This is a genomic window from Streptomyces sp. NPDC051740, from assembly GCF_044453165.1.
In the GTDB taxonomy this organism is placed as follows: Bacteria; Actinomycetota; Actinomycetes; order Streptomycetales; family Streptomycetaceae; genus Streptomyces; species Streptomyces atrovirens.
This window is the reverse complement of record NZ_JBITCL010000007.1, coordinates 262,810-278,281: the sequence shown is the minus strand read 5'-3', so window position 1 is coordinate 278,281 and position 15,472 is coordinate 262,810. Positions and strand designations below refer to the sequence as shown.

Below are 15,472 nucleotides of genomic sequence, written 5' to 3'. Positions count from 1 at the left end.
CGGAAGGGAGCCCGGCCGGCGGTCCGTGCGGTGTGCTGTCAGCCGGACTGGGCGAGCAGCATCACGAGGATGACCGCGCCGATGCCGCTGATCGTGGTGTTGCGTGCCTTGATGCCCACGGTGAGGGCGACGAAGGCGATGATTCCCATCGGCCCGTACTTCCACTGGACGAGTTGCTCGAACCCGATGGCCAGGGCCGCGAGGGCGATGGCGATGAGCGGCATGGCGGTCCCCCTTGTTGTCCGTGGCTCCCGGTCCCTCCCCTGTCGGCCAACCCTTGGGTCTGCCAACCAGGTTGTAGGAGTTGGTTACCAACTTGCTCTCAGTTATAGCCACTTGGAAGAGTCTTATAACCACCCTTCGCTGAACTGCCCGAAGATGGCGGGAAGTTGTAGTGTTCTGCCGTGGACCCGGAACACGCCTCCGTCAATGGACGGAAGAAGCCGCAGCGGCCACGGAGGACACACCGCGAGGTGGCCGACGAACTGCGCGCACGGATCAGGTCCGGGGTGCTGCAGCCGGGTCAGCGCATGCCCACCCAGGCCCGGCTCGCCGCCGAGTTCGGCGTGGAGCGCCCCGCGGTGCGCCAGGCACTGCGCATCCTGCGGTCCGAGCGACTGCTCACCAACGTCTCCAAGGGCGCCCCGGCGACCGTCGCCGCCGACCCCGGCAGGGCGCCGACCGGCCCCTCGGCGCCCCCGCTGCCCACCACCGTGGGCCTCGCGCCCAGGATCGCCGCCGCCTTCGAGGCCGAGCACGTCGAGATCGACGCCGTCTGCCTGACCTCGATCTCCCTCACCCTGGCGCTCGGGGAGCCGCTGCGCCGGATCCACTCCGGACGGCTGAAACCGGCCAAGGTCGACCTGCGGGTGCTGCTGCCCAGCCGGGACATCGACCTCGCCTTCCCGGTGCCGGTCGAGGGGCGCGACGGCGACGAGGACCCGGTGCACGAGCGGTGGCTGGCGCAGCGCAACGCCCAAGGGCAGGTGCTGCGGCACAATCTGCTCGCGCTGCGTGCCACCCACGGCGTCGACGTGCGGGTCTCCTTCCGCGCGCTGCCGTTCACCCCGCCGGTGAAGCTGTACCTGCTCAACCGGGAGGAGGCGCTGTTCGCCTACTACACGCTGACGCGCAGCAAGGCGCAGATCGACCAGGAGTACCTGGAGACGTACGACGCGCAGGGCATCCGGTCCCTGCTGTTCGGCTTCGAGCGGGGGCCCGGCCCGAGGGACACCACGTTCGTGGAGCAGTCGCACCTGTGGTTCAACGCGCTGTGGGAGACGATCAGTTCGGAGCTGGTGCTCACGGACTGACGTCTCCCACGGGTCCCCGGGTGCGGTGGTGGCTCCTCACAGCGGCTCCTCACAGCGGCTCCTCACAGGGCCGGCCTCGCCACCAGCAGCGCGAGCAGGACCGCTCCGGCGGAGCTGACCCCCGGCCTGTTGGCCCTGATGCCTATGGTGAGCAGCAGCAGGCCGAGGATGCCGGCCGCGCCGTACTTCCACTGGACGAGCTGTTCGACGGTGACGACCAGGACGGCGGAGACGAGGGCGAGGACGGGCATGGCGTGTTCCTCCTTCGGGTGCGCGGATCGGGGCTGCGGAACCAGAGAACTGCCAACTTGGAGAAGTTGGCAACCAACTCTATAGAGGTTGTCCCCACTTGGCCCCTACTTACAAACAACTTTCAAACAACTCCCTTCAGATGGATCAAAGTTGTAGCGTTTGGTCGTGACCCAGGAGAACGTGTCAGTGAACGGCAGCAGCAGAGTCTCGCCGCAGGAGATCGCCGACATCCTGCGGGAACGCATCCGGTCCGGTGAGCTCAAGGCGGGCGACCGCCTGCCCACCCAGGCGGAACTGGCCGAGGAGTTCGGCGTGGAGCGCGGCGCCGTCCGTCAGGCCCTGCACGCGCTCCGGGAGGACGGCCTGCTCAGCAACCTCGGCAAGGGCAGCCCGCCGCGGATCGCCGAACCGGCCCCCGCCCTGGAGGAACCCCAGCCGACGATGGTGGGACTGGCACCGCGCCTGACGGACGCGTTCTCGACGGCCCACGTACGGATCGACGCGGTGTGCCTGACCGCCGAGAGCCTGATGCTGGCGCTGAGCGAACCGGTCCGGCACATCCACGAGGGCCGCATCCGCCCCGAGTCGGTCGACGTCCGCATCCTGCTGCCCTCCCGGCGGATCAACCTGGCCTTCCCCGTCCCGGTCGAGGGCCGGGACGGCGACGACGACCCGGTCCACGAGCGGTGGCTGGTCCAGCGCAACGCCCAGGCCCGCGTGCTCCAGCACAACCTCCTCGCGCTGCGCGCCACCCACGGCGCCGACGTGCGGGTCTCCTTCCGCGCGCTGCCCTTCACCCCGCCGGTGAAGCTGTACCTGCTCAACGGGGAGGAGGCGCTGATCGGCTACTACATGCTGACCCGGCGCGAGGAGGAGTGGGAGAGCCACACCCTGGAGATGTACGACGCCCTGGGCTCCCAGTCCCTCCTCTTCCCCTTCGTCAAGCGGGACGGGCAGCGGGAGCGGGCGTTCGTGGAGGAATCCCAGAAGTGGTTCGACGCCCTCTGGGAAACCATCACGACGGACCTGACACTCTCCTAGTGACCTCTGAGACGAAGCGGACCGATGCGGTGACGGCCGAGAAGCGGAACGGGACCGGGACCGACGACGAACCGAACGCACTGCGGCAGCTGATCGAAGACGCCCGGGTGGTGCTGTGGGACTTCGACGGTCCCGTCTGCCGCCTGTTCGCGGGCCACTCGGCGGAACGGGTGGCGAACGACCTGGCGTCCTGGCTGGAGGGCCGAGGCCTGCACGGCCTGCTCACGGACGCCGAACGCGACTCCCTGGACCCGCACTTCGTCCTGCGCGCCGTCGACCGCCGGCACCCCGGCAGCGACCTGGTCGCGGAACTGGAGGAGCGGCTCACCCAGGAGGAGCTGCGCGCCACCGCCTCGGCGATGCCCACCCCGTACGCCGATCCACTGATCCGCACCTGGACCGCGGTGGGCTCCCGGCTGGCCGTCACCACCAACAACTCCCCGCGCGTGGTCCGCGAGTACCTCGCCTCCCGCGGCCTCGGTGCCTGCTTCGCCCCGCACATATACGGCCGCACCCAGGAACTGGGCCGCCTCAAACCCGACCCGCACTGCGTCAACCGGGCCCTGAACGCCATGGGCGCCGCTCCCGCGACCGCCCTGATGATCGGCGACGCCCCGACGGACCTCCTCGCCGCACGGGCGGCCGGCGTCCCCTTCCTCGGCTACGCACGCAACGGACACAAGGGCAAACTCCTGCGCGAAGCGGGCGCCACGGCGGTCGTGGACTCACTGGAGCCGGTTCTCCGGTTGCTCCGCCGATGAGGGCCTGCCCGGGGGCGCGTTCCGGACCGTGGCGTCGTGCGTCCGTGAACCAGGGCGCCTTCGGGGGGAACGCGTGCGGTGGACGGACGGGTCCGGCGGGAAGTACGGCGGTGGCGGGGGTAACGTACTGCCACTTCTGTAACCCGCGGAAGGGTCCAGCACGCGAGAAACGGGCCCATGTCACCCGAAACACCTTCCCTTGCCCGGCAGCACGCGATCGAGGCCTGCGGGAATCCGGGTGCGGTCGAGGGACCGCTCCAGGGCTATCACCACGAGACCTATGTGTTCCCCCTGGGTGACGAGGCGGGGGCGCCCGCGACGACACGATGGAAGTGCCGGGAGCCGCGCGCCGGTCTGCTCTGGTTCGACCGGCGGTGTTTCGACTCGGAGGAGCAGCTCCTGACCGCGCTGAGCGGTCGGATCAGCAGCATTCCGGGAATCACGGAATTCGGCGGCTTGCGCCTGCAGCGGTTCATCGAGGGCCGGACGCTGGGCGCGCTGAGGAGGTCCGGCCTTCCGGTTCCCGGCCCGCTGCTCCGACAGGTCGTCGGTCTCTTCCGCGAGCTGGCCGGAGTGAGGCCGGAGACGCTCGTCGTCAAGCGGCGCTGTGAAGCCAGGGACCGCCCCCGGGACGGTGACACCAACGGGTTCCTCGATCGGCTCGTCTCCTTCGCGGAGGAAAGCGTCTACCTGTCGAACCTCGACGAGTTCGCGGGGCTCTTCGACGAACTCGGCGTGAGGGCGGACGCGTTCGAGAACCTCAGGGAGCACGTGTCGGGCCTGGCGGAGCGGCCTTTCTGCCTCCTCCACGCCGATCTCCACCGCGAGAACTTCATCGTCGACTCCGGGCAACGGCTCTGGACCATCGACTGGGAGCTCGCGATGGTCGGCGACCCGCTCTACGACCTGGCCACCCACCTGTATCTCATGCGGTATCCGGAGTGGCAGGCCCGCAGGCTCACCCGGCACTGGGTGAGCACCGTCGAAGACGTCCGCCCGGGTGGTTCGGAGGGCTGGCAGCGCGATCTGGGGCTGCTGACGGACTTCAAGAAGGCCCAGTCCGTGTTCACCGACGTCATCCGCGCGGCCCTGGCACCGGACCCCGGACAGGGCACCGGCCGGCGTCGGCCGGAAGGCACGGGAAGGAAGCTGCGCCGCGTCCTGACCGAGGCCGCCGTCCCGCTGGGCCTCGCCTCCGTGCCGGCCCCGGACCGTATCGCGGACGCCCTCGTGCGCTGGCGCGGGGAGCACGGGAAGGCCGGGGACGTCTTCCCGGGCTGACCCGGGCACGCGTCGTCATGCGGGCCGGCGCGGCCGAGCGGCCCGCCGCCGTCCTGGTGGACGTGTGCGTAGGCTCGCCGCATGAGTGAGATCGGCCTGCGGGAGCGCAAGAAGCGGCGGATGTACCGGACCGTGTCGGACACCGCCGTCCGGCTCTTCCTGGAGCGCGGCTTCGACGCCGTGTCCGTCGCCGAGGTGGCGGCCGCGGCCGAGATCTCCAAGCCGACGCTCTTCCGGTACTTCCCGGTGAAGGAGGACCTCGTCCTGTACCGGATCGCCGATCACGAGGGCGAGGCCGCCCGGGTGGCCGCGGAGGGGCCGACGCCGGTCGAGGCGCTGCGGCGGCACTTCCTGGACGGGCTCCGGCGGTGCGATCCGGTCACCGGGCTCAACGACGATCCCGAGGTACTGGCCTTCCACACGCTGCTGTACGGCACACCGGCGCTGGTCGCGCGGCTGTACGGGTATCTGGAGCGGGCCGAGGAGGCGCTGGCCGGGGCGCTCGGGGGCGGGCTCGACGCGCGGCTGGCGGCGGGGCAGATCATCGCCGTACGGCGGATCCTCGCGCAGGAGAACTGGCGGCGGATCGCGGCGGGGGAGCGGATCGACGACGTACGGGGTGACGCGGTGGCGGCGGCCGGGCGGGCGTTCGGGGTGCTGGCGGAGACGCTGCCGCGATTGCAGGACCGAGTGAAGGGTACCGAGTAAAAAATGTGACTCGGTTGCTTTATTTAGTACGCTCGGTGGAATGACACCACCCGAGCCCGCCCTCGACCGGGAACGCACGCACCACGACCGCTGCCGCACAGCCCTCGCCGCCATGGCCGACGGCGCCGACGAGCGGGTCACCACCGGCGAGGACGTCTCCGCCTCCGGAGCCGACGCCGAGGTCCTCGGACACCGGCTGCGCAGCCACGCCAAGGAGCTGCGGGAACTGCCCCCGGGTCCGCTGTTCTTCGGGCGGCTGGACTTCGCGCGGGGTGACACCGGCCACGCGGGGCAGAGCTACCACGTCGGACGGCTGCGGATCACCGAGCACCCCGCCGCGCCGCCCCTCGTCGTCGACTGGCGGGCACCCGTCTCCCGCGCCTTCTACCAGGCCACCGCCCGCGACCCGCAGGGCGTCGCCGTACGCCGGCGGTTCGGCTGGGCGCCCGGCAGCCGGGGCGACTCCGCCGACCTGACCGGCCTGGAGGACGAACACCTGGAGCGGGGGGAGGAACGGGCCGGCGGCATCGTCGCCCGGGAGATCGAGCGGCCCCGCGTCGGCCCCATGCGGGACATCGCGGCCACCATCCAGCCCGAGCAGGACGACCTCGTCCGCGGGGACCTGGGCCTCTCCGTGTGCGTGCAGGGCGCCCCCGGCACCGGCAAGACCGCCGTCGGCCTGCACCGGGCGGCGTACCTGCTCTACACCCACCCGCAGCGCATCCGGCGCGGCGGACTGCTCGTCCTCGGCCCCAACCGCACCTTCCTCTCCTACATCTCCGAGGTCCTGCCCGCCCTCGGCGAGACCGGCGTACGGCAGTCGACCCTCGCCGAGGAGATCGCCCGGCACCCGGTCACCGGCACCGACGACGAGCGCGCCGCCGCCGTCAAGCACGACGCCCGGATGGCCGAGGTGCTGCACCGGGCCCTGTACGCGCGGGTGCGCACCGGCCCGGCCGGCTCCCTCGCCGTGCCCGACGGTTCATACCGCTGGCGGGTCGAGCCGGACGAGCTGACGCGGATCGTGACGGACGTACGGGCCGGGGAACCGCCGTACGGCGTCGGGCGGGAGCGGGTACGGGCCCGGATCGTGCGGGCCGTGCGGGAGCGGGCCGAGCGGCGCGGCGGCCCGCGCGGCACCGCCTGGGTGCGCCGGATCGAGCGGGCGCGGCCGGTGTCGGCGTACGTCGACACCGTATGGCCGCGTGCGCGGGCGGAGGAGGTGGTGGCCGGACTGCTGGGCGATCCCGAGGCGCTGGCCGTCGCCGCCGAGGGGGTGCTGGACGCCGGGGAGCAGAAGGCGGTGCTGTGGGCGGGGCCGCCGCGGTCGTGGAGGTCGGCGCGCTGGTCGGCCGCGGACCTGGTGCTGCTCGACGAGGCCGCCGGGCTGGTCGAGCACCCCGAGGGGTACGGGCACGTCGTGGTCGACGAGGCCCAGGACCTCTCCCCGATGGAGTGCCGGGCCATCGCCCGCCGGGCCGCCTTCGGCTCGCTCACCGTGCTGGGCGACCTCGCCCAGGGGACGACCCCCTGGGCGGCCCGCTCGTGGCCGGCGGTGCTGCGGCACCTGGGGAAGCCGGACGCGGCCGTGATCCCGCTGACCACCGGCTTCCGGGTGCCGCGGGCGGTGGTCACGCTCGCCAACCGGCTCCTGGAACGCCTCGACGTCGACGTCCCGGCGGCCCGCTCCCTGCGCGGCGACGGCGAGTTGCGCACCCGGCGGGTCGCCACGCCGGGTGCGGTGCCGGACGCGGTCGTGGCCGCCGTACGGGACGCGCTGGAGCGGGACGGGTCCGTCGGCGTCGTGGCGGCGGACGCGGACGTGCCCCGGCTGCGGCGGGCGCTGGCCGGGGCGGGGGTGGAGGCGTCGGGTCCGGAGGTGCTGGGCGCACGCGTGGCCGTGGTGCCGGCGAGCGTCGTCAAGGGCCTGGAGTACGACCATGTGGTGGCCGTCGAACCCGCGGCGATCGCGGAGGCCGAGGAGCGGGGGCTGCACCGGCTGTACGTGGTGCTGACGCGGGCGGTGTCCCGGCTGGAGGTGGTACGGGCACGGGAGTTGCCCTTCTAGGGTCCCGTCAGCGACGGGCGAGCACCTCGGCGACCCGGCTGAAGCCGTCCCCGCCGTGCCCCCGCGCGATGACCCGGCGGGCCTGGCCCTCGATCACCCGCATCACGCTCGCGTCGATGCCGTGCGCCTCGGAGGCGTGCACGATGTGGGCCATGGTCGACGCGGCCGAGGTGATCGGGTTCAGCTCGCCCGAGTACGTGCCGGCGTCGGTGTCGGCCGCGAACTCGGTGAACAGCGGGGGCAGGATCGCGGCGATCCCGTGGGCGAAGGGAGCGAGTTCCGTCGCGGTGACGCCCTCCGCGCGGGCCACGGCGAGGGCGTGCGTGTAGCCGGCCATCGCCGTCCAGAAGACGTCGAGCAGCGCGACGTCGTACGCCGCCGCGCGGCCGATCTCCTCCCCGAGGTGGGTGTGGCTGCCGCCGAGCGCCGCCAGGACGGGCCGGTGCTCCCGGTACAGCTCCTCGGGGCCGCTGTGCAGGAAGACCGCGTCGTCCGTGCCGATGGTCGGCGTCGGGGTCATGATCGCGCCGTCCAGGTAGCGGATGCCGTGCCGGCCGGCCCACTCGGCCGTGTCCCGGGCGCGGCCGGGGGTGTCGGCGCTCAGATTCACCACCGTACGGCCCTTGAGCGCGGCGGTGACGGCGTCCTGGCGCAGTACGGCGTCCGAGGCGTCGTAGTTCACCACGCAGACGACGGTGAGCGGGGCGGCGGCGACCGCCTCCTCGGGCGACGGTGCCGTGACCGCGCCCCGGGCGGTCAACTCGGCGTCCCGGCCGGGCGTGCGGTTCCAGACGGTGGTGCGCACACCCGCCTCCAGGAAGGCGCCGGCCAGCGCGCGGCCCATCGGGCCGAGCCCGAGGACGGTGACGGAGGGCCGGCCGATGTGCTCAGACATGTATGAACTCCCTTAAGGTCTATCGCGATTACTGAAGAAAGGGGCACGGCATGGTGCATCGGCGCCACGATCCGGACGTCTGCGGGGTGACCGCCGCGATCGCCGTGATCGAGGGCAAGTGGAAGACCACGCTGCTGTGGCTGCTGGAGTCCGGCCCGCACCGGCCGGCCGAACTGCGCCGACGGGTGCCCGGCCTCACCGAGAAGGTGCTGACCCAGGCGCTGCGTGAGATGGAGACGGACGGACTGGTGCACCGGGAGGTGCACGACGTGCTGCCGCCGAAGACGGTCTACTCCCTGACCGCGTTCGGCCGCGAGTTCGCCGAGGCGCTGGCGCCGCTGTCCGACTGGGGCCACCGCCGCCTGGAGAGGCTGACCGAGGCCCCGGCCTCCTGACCGCCGGCCGTTCCCGCTCCCTTCCTGTCCGGCGCCCCGCATCCAGGTTCGCCGCACGCCGTCACGTTGCCAAGTACGTACAAAAAAGTGCGTATGCCTCCCCTCAAGAGGCCCCGTGGCGATCGTGCGGTCGAGTTAGGATCCGATGTTCTTCGCGGAGGGGAGTCATGTGAGCGAGACCGAGACCGGGGTCGGTACCGCGCCCCGGCCCCTGCTGCTGGACGACGGCCGGCCGGCGGCACGGGCCTGGTCGCTGGATCCCGGCCTGCGCCATCTCAACCACGGTTCCTTCGGTGCCGTACCGCTGGCCGCGCAGGAGCGGCAGCAGGAGCTGCGTGCGCGGATGGAGAGCGCGCCGGTGGTGTGGTTCCCCGAGCTGCCGCGGCGGCTCGCGGCGGCCCGGGTCGAACTCGCGGCCTTCCTCGGCGCGGACCCCGGCGACCTCGCCCTGGTGCCGAACGCGAGCGCCGGCGCGAGTGTCGTGTACGCGAACCTGGAGCGCCGGGGCGGCGGGGAGATCGTCGTCACCGACCACGGCTACGGCGCCGTGACGATGGGTGCCGAGCGGCTGGCCCGTCGCTGGGGCGGCCGGGTGCGTACGGCCGGGGTGCCGCTGGACGCCGGTGAGGAGCAGGCGTACGAGGCGGTCATGGCCGAGATGGGCGAGGACACCGGGCTCGTCGTCGTCGACCAGGTCACCTCGGCGACCGCCCGCCGGCTGCCGGTGGAGCGGATCGGCGCCGAGGCGCGGCGGCGCGGTGTCCCGCTGCTCGTGGACGGCGCGCACGCGCCCGGCCTGATCGACGCGCCGCTCGAAGGGCTGACCTGCGACTTCTGGACGGGCAATCTGCACAAGTGGGGGTGCGCCCCGCGCGGCACCGCGGCCCTGGTGGCGCGCGGTCCGCTGCGGGACGGGCTGTACCCGCTGATCGACTCGTGGGGCGCCGCCGATCCGTACCCCGACCGCTTCGACCAGCAGGGCACGGTCGACGCGACCAACCACCTGGCCGCGGCGACGGCCCTCGACTTCGTCGACCGTACCTGGGGCTGGCCCGCCGCCCGCCGGTACATGGACGAGCTGGCCGGTTACGGCGCGCGGGTCGTGGGTGCCGCGCTCGCCGAGCTGACCGGCGCGGACGCCTCCGTCGACGTCGGCATGCCCGTGCCCGGCATGCGGCTGGTGCGGCTGCCCGACGGGCTCGCCGACAGCCGCCTCGCGGCCGACGCGCTGCGCGACCGGGCCCCCGCCGAGCTGGGTGTCGAGGCGGCGTTCACCAGCTTCGGCGGAGCCGGCTATCTGCGGCTGTCCGCGCACGTCTACAACACCGCCGAGGACTACGAGTACTTCGCCGAGCGGTGCGTCCCCGTGCTCGGCGCGTGGGCCCGCGCGGTGCGGTGAGGCGTCGGGGCCGACTGGTCAGGCCTCCCGCGCCACACGCTCCAGACGGTCCCGGTAGGCCTTCCACCAGGCCGGGTCGTCCGCCGGCAGGCCGCAGCCGGTGACCGGGGCACGCTGTCCCGTCCCGGAGGAACGGGAGCGGGATCGGACGGACGCCGTACGCGGTGCCCGAGGGTGCCGCCCAGAGGCCGGTGTCGTTCTCGGGTCCCGCGCGGCGGAGCCTCCGTCACGGTGTCATGGCGGCCGGCGACGCGGCCTGCCAGGCGAACCCGTCCGGGTCCGTGAAGGCATCCGCACCACCACCGATCACCAGCCGGTGCGATCCGCTCCCCTCCGCGGAGACGCCGAGGTCCTTGGCGAGGGCACGGCGCCGGTACAGCGCCAGCTTGAGGGGACTCGACTCCCCGCCGGCGAACTCGACGTACGTACCGCCGAAGCTCTTCGCCACGGCGAGGCCCCGCCCGACGTAGAACCGCTTGCTCGCGGCCACGTCCGCGACGCCGAGCAGCAGCACGATCTCGTCGATCCGCCGGGTGACGGGGCCGCGGTCCTTCTTCGCCGTGGTCGCGACCTTCCAGATCGTCCCGTCCGGGGCCTGTACGACGCCCCCGTACCCCCAGAGCGACTTCGCGGCCGGCTTCAGCGGTACGGCACCGGCCTCCACGGCGGTACCGATGAGGCTGTCGACGTCACCCGGCTGGGACACCGTGAGCCCCAGGGTGAACCCGCGGAACCCGCTCGTGGCCTCCTCCGAGGCGCGCAGCCCTATCTGCGAGTCCAGCCCGAAGGCCGCGGACTGGAACCGGCGTGCGGCCTCGGTGTCGGCCACGTCGAGCGTCACACTGTCGATGAATGTCATGCCCTCCACGCTAGGAGCCCTCCGCCTCTTGGGGCTTCTCGATTCCTGACCGGTCTCCTCCGGCCCCGGCGTGGCCGTCCGGCCGGCGGTGCCGTGGCCATGACGCCGCCGCGCCGGTGCGGACAGTTGCAGGTCCAGGCCCATCGCGTAGCCGACGATGCTGTCCTCGTGGCCGTGCCGGAAGCGTTTGACCACGCGCTGGACGGGCCAGATGACGGAGCCGTCGGGGAGGCGGAGCCTGAGGTCCACCTCGCTGTGCGGGTCCTCGTCGTCGGCCTCCCAGGCCCCGCCGGCGCTGCGCCGGACCGTCTCCCCGAGGTAGGCGCCGAGGGCGAACAGGCGTGGCCCCAGGTCCGTCGCGAGGAGGCCGTCGGCCACCGCGATCCCGTGGTCGCTGTGCTCGGCCATGAAGCGCTCGACGTCCCGCAGGCTCGTGGGCGTGAAGTCCGCCCGGTACCCGGCGCTGTCGAGCGCGCGGGCGATCCAGGCGGCGCCGGTGTGTACGTCGTCCAGGAGGTCCCGTGTGTCGGCGGCGGTCGCAGTCATGTCCGGATCCTCGCCGATGCCACTGACAACGGGCGGCTCAGCCCTTGACGGCCTCCGCGATCCGCAGGGCCGCCTCGGCGGGTGTGAGGTGGGTGGTGTCGACGACCTCGGCCTCGTCGTGCAGCCAGGTGCGGGCCGCCTCGGCGTAGGGCTCCAGGTGGCCGAGACGGAACGGGGAGTCCGGGCCGAGGACCGTGTCCCCCGCGATGCGCCCGCGGAGGGTGTCCTGGTCGGCGTGGAGGACGAAGTGGCGTACCGGGATGGCATGGCGCGCGAGGCCCGTGCTGATCTCGCGCCAGTACTCCTCGACCAGGACCGTCATGGGCATCACCAGGGTGCCGCCGGTGTAGTCGAGTACGTGGCGGGCGGTCTCGACCACGAGCGGCCGCCACGGCGGCCAGTGCTGGAAGTTGCCCGTCCAGGGCAGCCCCGGCGTGATGTCCATGAGCGTCTCGCCGACCTTCTCGGCGTCGAACACCCGTGAGTCCGGGAGCAGCCGCCGCACGAGCGCGCCGGTCGTCGTCTTGCCCGCGCCGTGGGTGCCGTCGATCCACACGATCATGGGCCCCACGCCAGTGCCCCGTCCGGTACGGCTTCGGTGTTCTCCGGGATCCGTCTGTGCCGTGGCGCACTATTGCAAGCAGGTGCTTGCAATAGTTAGCGAGGTGGGGCACGGTGGGGGTATGGCATCGCTCAACGTCGGCAATCTCGGTGAGTACCTGCGCGAGCAGCGGCGCAGTGCGCAGTTGTCGCTGCGGCAGCTCGCCGACGCCGCCGGGGTGTCCAATCCGTATCTCAGCCAGATCGAGCGCGGACTGCGCAAGCCGAGCGCGGAGGTGCTGCAGCAGGTCGCCAAGGCGCTGCGGATCTCCGCCGAGACGCTGTACGTCCGGGCCGGCATCCTCGACGCCGAGCGGGACCGGTCCGAGGTCGAGACGCGGGCCGCCGTCCTCGCCGATCCCACGCTGACCGGGCGTCAGAAGCAGGTGCTGCTCCAGATCTACGAGTCGTTCCGCAAGGAGAACGGGTTTGGGAGCGCCGAGGACGGTGAGGCGACGCCCGGGGATCCCGAGGCCGTCGACGCCCCGGCGGACGGCACGGCCGACGACAGCGACAGTGACAGCGGTCCGCGGCGGACGGCCGGCTGAGCCGGACCAGGGCACCGGCCGCCCGCCGCGGACCACACAGAACCCTCAGCCGAAAACGAATCCGGGAGGACCATCACCATGGCCATCACCGACGACCTGCGCAAGACCTTCAGCGACCCGACCCCGCTCTACTTCGCCGCCGGCACCGCCGACCTCGCGTTGCAGCAGGCCAAGAAGGTGCCGGCCCTGGTGGAGCAGCTGCGCACCGAGGCCCCGGCCCGTATCGAGGCCGTGCGCAACACCGACCCCAAGGCCGTCCAGGAGCGGGCGACCGTCCGGGTCCGGGAGACGCAGGAGAACCTCCAGACCAAGGTCGGCGAGCTCTTCGGCTCGCTCGACACCGACCTGAAGAAGCTCGGTGAGAACGCCCAGGACCTCGCGCTGCGCGGGGTCGGCATCGCCGCCGAGTACGCCGTCAAGGCCCGGGAGGCCTACGAGAAGGTCGCCGAGCACGGCGAGCAGGCCGTGAGGACCTGGCGCGGCGACGCCGCCGAGGGCATCGAGGACATCGCCGTCGCCGTCGAGCCGTCGGCGGCCGAGCCGAAGCCCGCGCCCCGGCCGGAGCCGGTCGAGCCGGTCGAGGTCAAGGACGACAGGCCCGCCGCCGAGTCCGTCACGGTGAAGAAGCCCGCCGCCGCCAAGAAGGCCCCGGTCCGCAAGACCACGGCGAAGAAGACGACTCCGCCCGCGAAGTAGGCGGGACGGAACCGGACGGGCCGGGCACTCTCGCGGTGCCCGGCCCGTTGTCCGGGTAGCCGGCCGGTGGTTGCGGGTACGGTGACGGCGTAGAGGACGAGCCGAGTCTGGTGGTGGACGTTGTGCTGATGCAGGGCTTCGCGGGGTTCATGTGGCTGCTGAGCATGGCCCTGATCGTGTTCAGCGGCTTCGCGCTGATCGACGCCGCCACGCGCCGTGAGGACGCCTACCGCGCGGCCGACAAGAAGACCAAGCCGTTCTGGCTGATCATCCTCGCCCTCGCCTTCGTGGTGAACCTGATCTTCAACATCCTGTCGTTCCTGCCGATCATCGGGCTGATCGCGACCATCGTGTACATGGTCGACGTCCGCCCCGCCCTCCGCGGCCTGTCCGGCGGCGGACGCCCCCGCAGGGGCTCCAGCAGCGACGGTCCCTACGGGCCGTACAACGGCGGTCGCTGACCCGAAGGCGGTCCCGCCCCCTTGAAAGGGGCGCGGGACCGTGGCGACGCGCGGCTACCGCCGCGTGGGCGCCGCCGGCCCCGACGGACCGGCACCCGGCATACGGCACACCCCGGACGGACGGCTCCCGCTCACACCGCCCGGTCCAGCAGCAGCACCGCCACGTCGTCCGTCAGCTCGCCCCCGTTGAGGTCCCGGACCTCGTTGACGGCGGTCCGCAGCAGCTCCTCCCCGCGCAGCCCCTCGGAGAGCTGGCGGCGGATCATCTCCACCATGCCGTCCTGGCCGAGCCGCTCCCCGGTGTCGCCGACCCTGCCCTCGATCAGGCCGTCGGTGTAGAGCATCAGGCTCCACTCGGCGCCCAGCTCCACCTGCATCCGGGGCCAGCGGGCGCCCGGCAGCAGGCCGAGCGCCGGGCCGTTGTTGTCGTACGGCAGCAGCCGCGCGGGGTGCCCGGGGCGGGCGAGCAGCGGTGACGGGTGGCCGGCCAGGCACAGGCCCGCCCGACGGCCGTCCGGCGCGATGTCCACCGTGCACAGGGTCGCGAAGATCTCGTCGTCCGACCGTTCGTGCTCCAGCACCTGCTGCAGCGTGCCGAGGAGCTGGTCGCCGCAGAGTCCCGCCAGGGTCAGCGCGCGCCAGGCGATGCGCAGCTCCACACCGAGCGCGGCCTCGTCCGGGCCGTGCCCGCAGACGTCGCCGATCATGGCGTGCACGGTGCCGTCCGGGGTGCGGACGACGTCGTAGAAGTCCCCGCCGAGCAGCGCGCGGGAGCGGCCGGGGCGGTAGCGGGCGGCGAACCGCAGCGGGGAGCCGTCCAGCAGCGGGGTGGGCAGCAGGCCGCGTTCCAGCCGGCGGTTCTCCTGGGCGCGCACACGGCCCTCGGCGAGCCGCCGCTCGGCGGAGTCGGACCGCTTGCGCTCCACCGCGTACCGGATCGCCCGGCTCAGCAGCCGGCCGTCCAGTTCGTCGCGGACGAGGTAGTCCTGGGCGCCCACCCGTACGGCCTCGGCGCCGCGCTCGGTGTCGTCGGCGCCGGTGAGCGCGAGGACGGCGTGCCGGGGCGCGAGCTCCAGGACGTGCTTGAGCACGGCGAGCTCGTCGTCGGCGTCGCCCGCCCGGCCGGGCGCGGGCAGCGCGAGGTCCAGCAGGATGCAGTGGACGTCGTCGGTCAGCAGCCGCTCGGCCTCGGTGAGGTTGCGGGCGGTGCGGACGCGGATCGGCTTGCCGGACTGGTCGAGCAGCTCCGGCACGATCGGCGACCCGCCGGGGTCGTCCTCGATCAGCAGCAGTGTGAGGTTGGTGTGGGCGGCCGTCTCGGCCCGGTCCGGCGCGGTGCCGGCCCGGTCCGCGGTGTGCTCGGACGGGTCCGCCGCGCGCGGGGCCGTCACCCTGGTCTCCGAGGAGTCCTGGGCGGAGCCGCCGTTCGGTGCGGCGGTCGGCGCCTGACCACCTTCCGCGGCCGGGATCGCTCTCTGCCGCGGTACGGGTGCGGGCATTGTTGCGGGTTCCTTCCCTCCCCCCGAGGGCACGGTGGGGGCTTCGGCCACAGGCCTGTGTCCTGCTCCCACCTCCGGGTGCGAGCAGGGGATGCCCCCTTCGAACGGGGACCATAGCGGCTGACGGCGCCGCAGCGGAATGGTGTGAAC

17 protein-coding genes are annotated in these 15,472 nt (G+C 72.7%); 11 read left to right on the top strand and 6 right to left on the bottom strand.

What is annotated here, in order from left to right; translation table 11 throughout:
* Positions 1-38: 38 nt before the first annotated feature.
* A complete protein-coding gene (locus tag ACIA6T_RS14905; RefSeq protein ID WP_030864209.1) occupies positions 39-224 on the bottom strand; it encodes a hypothetical protein in 186 nt (61 codons plus the stop codon).
* A gap of 180 nt (positions 225-404) precedes the next feature.
* On the opposite strand from ACIA6T_RS14905, the gene ACIA6T_RS14900 reads away from it, so the two are divergent.
* Positions 405-1,313: a FadR/GntR family transcriptional regulator gene (locus ACIA6T_RS14900; protein WP_399446902.1), complete on the top strand. Its 909-nt coding sequence runs from the start codon at positions 405-407 to the stop codon at positions 1,311-1,313.
* Between the two features lie 62 nt (positions 1,314-1,375).
* Here ACIA6T_RS14900 and ACIA6T_RS14895 read toward each other — a convergent pair whose 3' ends face one another.
* On the bottom strand, positions 1,376-1,564 hold the full coding sequence (locus ACIA6T_RS14895; protein WP_399446901.1) for a hypothetical protein: 189 nt from the start codon (positions 1,562-1,564) through the stop codon (positions 1,376-1,378).
* Between the two features lie 160 nt (positions 1,565-1,724).
* On the opposite strand from ACIA6T_RS14895, the gene ACIA6T_RS14890 reads away from it, so the two are divergent.
* The 5 genes from ACIA6T_RS14890 to ACIA6T_RS14870 all read left to right on the top strand — a co-directional run bounded on the left by ACIA6T_RS14890 (position 1,725) and on the right by ACIA6T_RS14870 (position 7,424).
* The gene (locus ACIA6T_RS14890) at positions 1,725-2,606 is read left to right on the top strand and encodes a GntR family transcriptional regulator (protein WP_399446900.1); all 882 of its coding nucleotides are present in this window, start codon (positions 1,725-1,727) and stop codon (positions 2,604-2,606) included.
* Entirely contained in the window at positions 2,606-3,367 is a 762-nt protein-coding gene (locus tag ACIA6T_RS14885) for an HAD family hydrolase (RefSeq protein ID WP_399446899.1), read from the top strand. Before ACIA6T_RS14890 ends, ACIA6T_RS14885 begins: the two co-directional genes overlap by 1 nt.
* Before the next feature lie 177 nt (positions 3,368-3,544).
* Positions 3,545-4,648: a phosphotransferase gene (locus ACIA6T_RS14880; protein ID WP_399446898.1), complete on the top strand. Its 1,104-nt coding sequence runs from the start codon at positions 3,545-3,547 to the stop codon at positions 4,646-4,648.
* Between the two features lie 81 nt (positions 4,649-4,729).
* Positions 4,730-5,356, top strand: coding sequence for a TetR family transcriptional regulator (locus ACIA6T_RS14875; RefSeq protein WP_399446897.1), 627 nt, complete (start codon positions 4,730-4,732; stop codon positions 5,354-5,356).
* A 40-nt stretch (positions 5,357-5,396) separates the two neighbouring features.
* Positions 5,397-7,424, top strand: coding sequence for a HelD family protein (locus tag ACIA6T_RS14870; RefSeq protein WP_399446896.1), 2,028 nt, complete (start codon positions 5,397-5,399; stop codon positions 7,422-7,424).
* 7 nt (positions 7,425-7,431) lie between these two features.
* On the opposite strand, the gene ACIA6T_RS14865 is transcribed toward ACIA6T_RS14870, so the two are convergent.
* Entirely contained in the window at positions 7,432-8,319 is an 888-nt protein-coding gene (locus ACIA6T_RS14865; RefSeq protein WP_399446895.1) for an NAD(P)-dependent oxidoreductase, read from the bottom strand.
* Positions 8,320-8,369: 50 nt separating this feature from the next.
* Between ACIA6T_RS14865 and ACIA6T_RS14860 the strand changes: the two genes are divergently transcribed.
* Positions 8,370-8,714, top strand: coding sequence for a winged helix-turn-helix transcriptional regulator (locus ACIA6T_RS14860; protein ID WP_399446894.1), 345 nt, complete (start codon positions 8,370-8,372; stop codon positions 8,712-8,714).
* 169 nt (positions 8,715-8,883) lie between these two features.
* A complete protein-coding gene (locus ACIA6T_RS14855; protein ID WP_399446893.1) occupies positions 8,884-10,113 on the top strand; it encodes an aminotransferase class V-fold PLP-dependent enzyme in 1,230 nt (409 codons plus the stop codon).
* Positions 10,114-10,339: 226 nt separating this feature from the next.
* Here ACIA6T_RS14855 and ACIA6T_RS14850 read toward each other — a convergent pair whose 3' ends face one another.
* Positions 10,340-10,972, bottom strand: coding sequence for a glyoxalase (locus ACIA6T_RS14850; protein ID WP_399446966.1), 633 nt, complete (start codon positions 10,970-10,972; stop codon positions 10,340-10,342).
* Between the two features lie 583 nt (positions 10,973-11,555).
* Entirely contained in the window at positions 11,556-12,080 is a 525-nt protein-coding gene (locus ACIA6T_RS14845) for an ATP-binding protein (protein WP_399446892.1), read from the bottom strand.
* Positions 12,081-12,201: 121 nt separating this feature from the next.
* Here ACIA6T_RS14845 and ACIA6T_RS14840 point away from each other — a divergent pair, with 121 nt between their 5' ends.
* The 3 genes from ACIA6T_RS14840 to ACIA6T_RS14830 all read left to right on the top strand — a co-directional run bounded on the left by ACIA6T_RS14840 (position 12,202) and on the right by ACIA6T_RS14830 (position 13,823).
* Positions 12,202-12,666 carry a helix-turn-helix domain-containing protein gene (locus ACIA6T_RS14840; protein ID WP_399446891.1) on the top strand — a complete coding sequence of 155 codons (465 nt, stop codon included), beginning with the start codon at positions 12,202-12,204 and terminating at the stop codon, positions 12,664-12,666.
* 78 nt (positions 12,667-12,744) lie between these two features.
* Positions 12,745-13,362, top strand: coding sequence for a hypothetical protein (locus ACIA6T_RS14835; protein ID WP_399446890.1), 618 nt, complete (start codon positions 12,745-12,747; stop codon positions 13,360-13,362).
* A gap of 128 nt (positions 13,363-13,490) precedes the next feature.
* Entirely contained in the window at positions 13,491-13,823 is a 333-nt protein-coding gene (locus ACIA6T_RS14830) for a DUF2516 family protein (RefSeq protein WP_399446965.1), read from the top strand.
* A 131-nt stretch (positions 13,824-13,954) separates the two neighbouring features.
* On the opposite strand, the gene ACIA6T_RS14825 is transcribed toward ACIA6T_RS14830, so the two are convergent.
* The gene (locus ACIA6T_RS14825; protein WP_399446889.1) at positions 13,955-15,322 is read right to left on the bottom strand and encodes a PP2C family protein-serine/threonine phosphatase; all 1,368 of its coding nucleotides are present in this window, start codon (positions 15,320-15,322) and stop codon (positions 13,955-13,957) included.
* Between the last annotated feature and the right edge of the window lie 150 nt (positions 15,323-15,472).

Bases quoted from the DNA above. Each gene is read 5' to 3' on its own strand.
- ACIA6T_RS14880 (WP_399446898.1), top strand. From the start codon at position 3,545: ATGTCACCCGAAACACCTTCCCTTGCCCGGCAGCACGCGATCGAGGCC.
- ACIA6T_RS14850 (WP_399446966.1), bottom strand. From the start codon at position 10,972: ATGACATTCATCGACAGTGTGACGCTCGACGTGGCCGACACCGAGGCC.
- ACIA6T_RS14905 (WP_030864209.1), bottom strand. From the start codon at position 224: ATGCCGCTCATCGCCATCGCCCTCGCGGCCCTGGCCATCGGGTTCGAG.
- ACIA6T_RS14860 (WP_399446894.1), top strand. From the start codon at position 8,370: ATGGTGCATCGGCGCCACGATCCGGACGTCTGCGGGGTGACCGCCGCG.
- ACIA6T_RS14865 (WP_399446895.1), bottom strand. From the start codon at position 8,319: ATGTCTGAGCACATCGGCCGGCCCTCCGTCACCGTCCTCGGGCTCGGC.
- ACIA6T_RS14830 (WP_399446965.1), top strand. From the start codon at position 13,491: ATGCAGGGCTTCGCGGGGTTCATGTGGCTGCTGAGCATGGCCCTGATC.
- ACIA6T_RS14825 (WP_399446889.1), bottom strand. From the start codon at position 15,322: ATGCCCGCACCCGTACCGCGGCAGAGAGCGATCCCGGCCGCGGAAGGT.
- ACIA6T_RS14835 (WP_399446890.1), top strand. From the start codon at position 12,745: ATGGCCATCACCGACGACCTGCGCAAGACCTTCAGCGACCCGACCCCG.
- ACIA6T_RS14845 (WP_399446892.1), bottom strand. From the start codon at position 12,080: ATGATCGTGTGGATCGACGGCACCCACGGCGCGGGCAAGACGACGACC.
- ACIA6T_RS14840 (WP_399446891.1), top strand. From the start codon at position 12,202: ATGGCATCGCTCAACGTCGGCAATCTCGGTGAGTACCTGCGCGAGCAG.
- ACIA6T_RS14870 (WP_399446896.1), top strand. From the start codon at position 5,397: ATGACACCACCCGAGCCCGCCCTCGACCGGGAACGCACGCACCACGAC.
- ACIA6T_RS14895 (WP_399446901.1), bottom strand. From the start codon at position 1,564: ATGCCCGTCCTCGCCCTCGTCTCCGCCGTCCTGGTCGTCACCGTCGAA.
- ACIA6T_RS14875 (WP_399446897.1), top strand. From the start codon at position 4,730: ATGAGTGAGATCGGCCTGCGGGAGCGCAAGAAGCGGCGGATGTACCGG.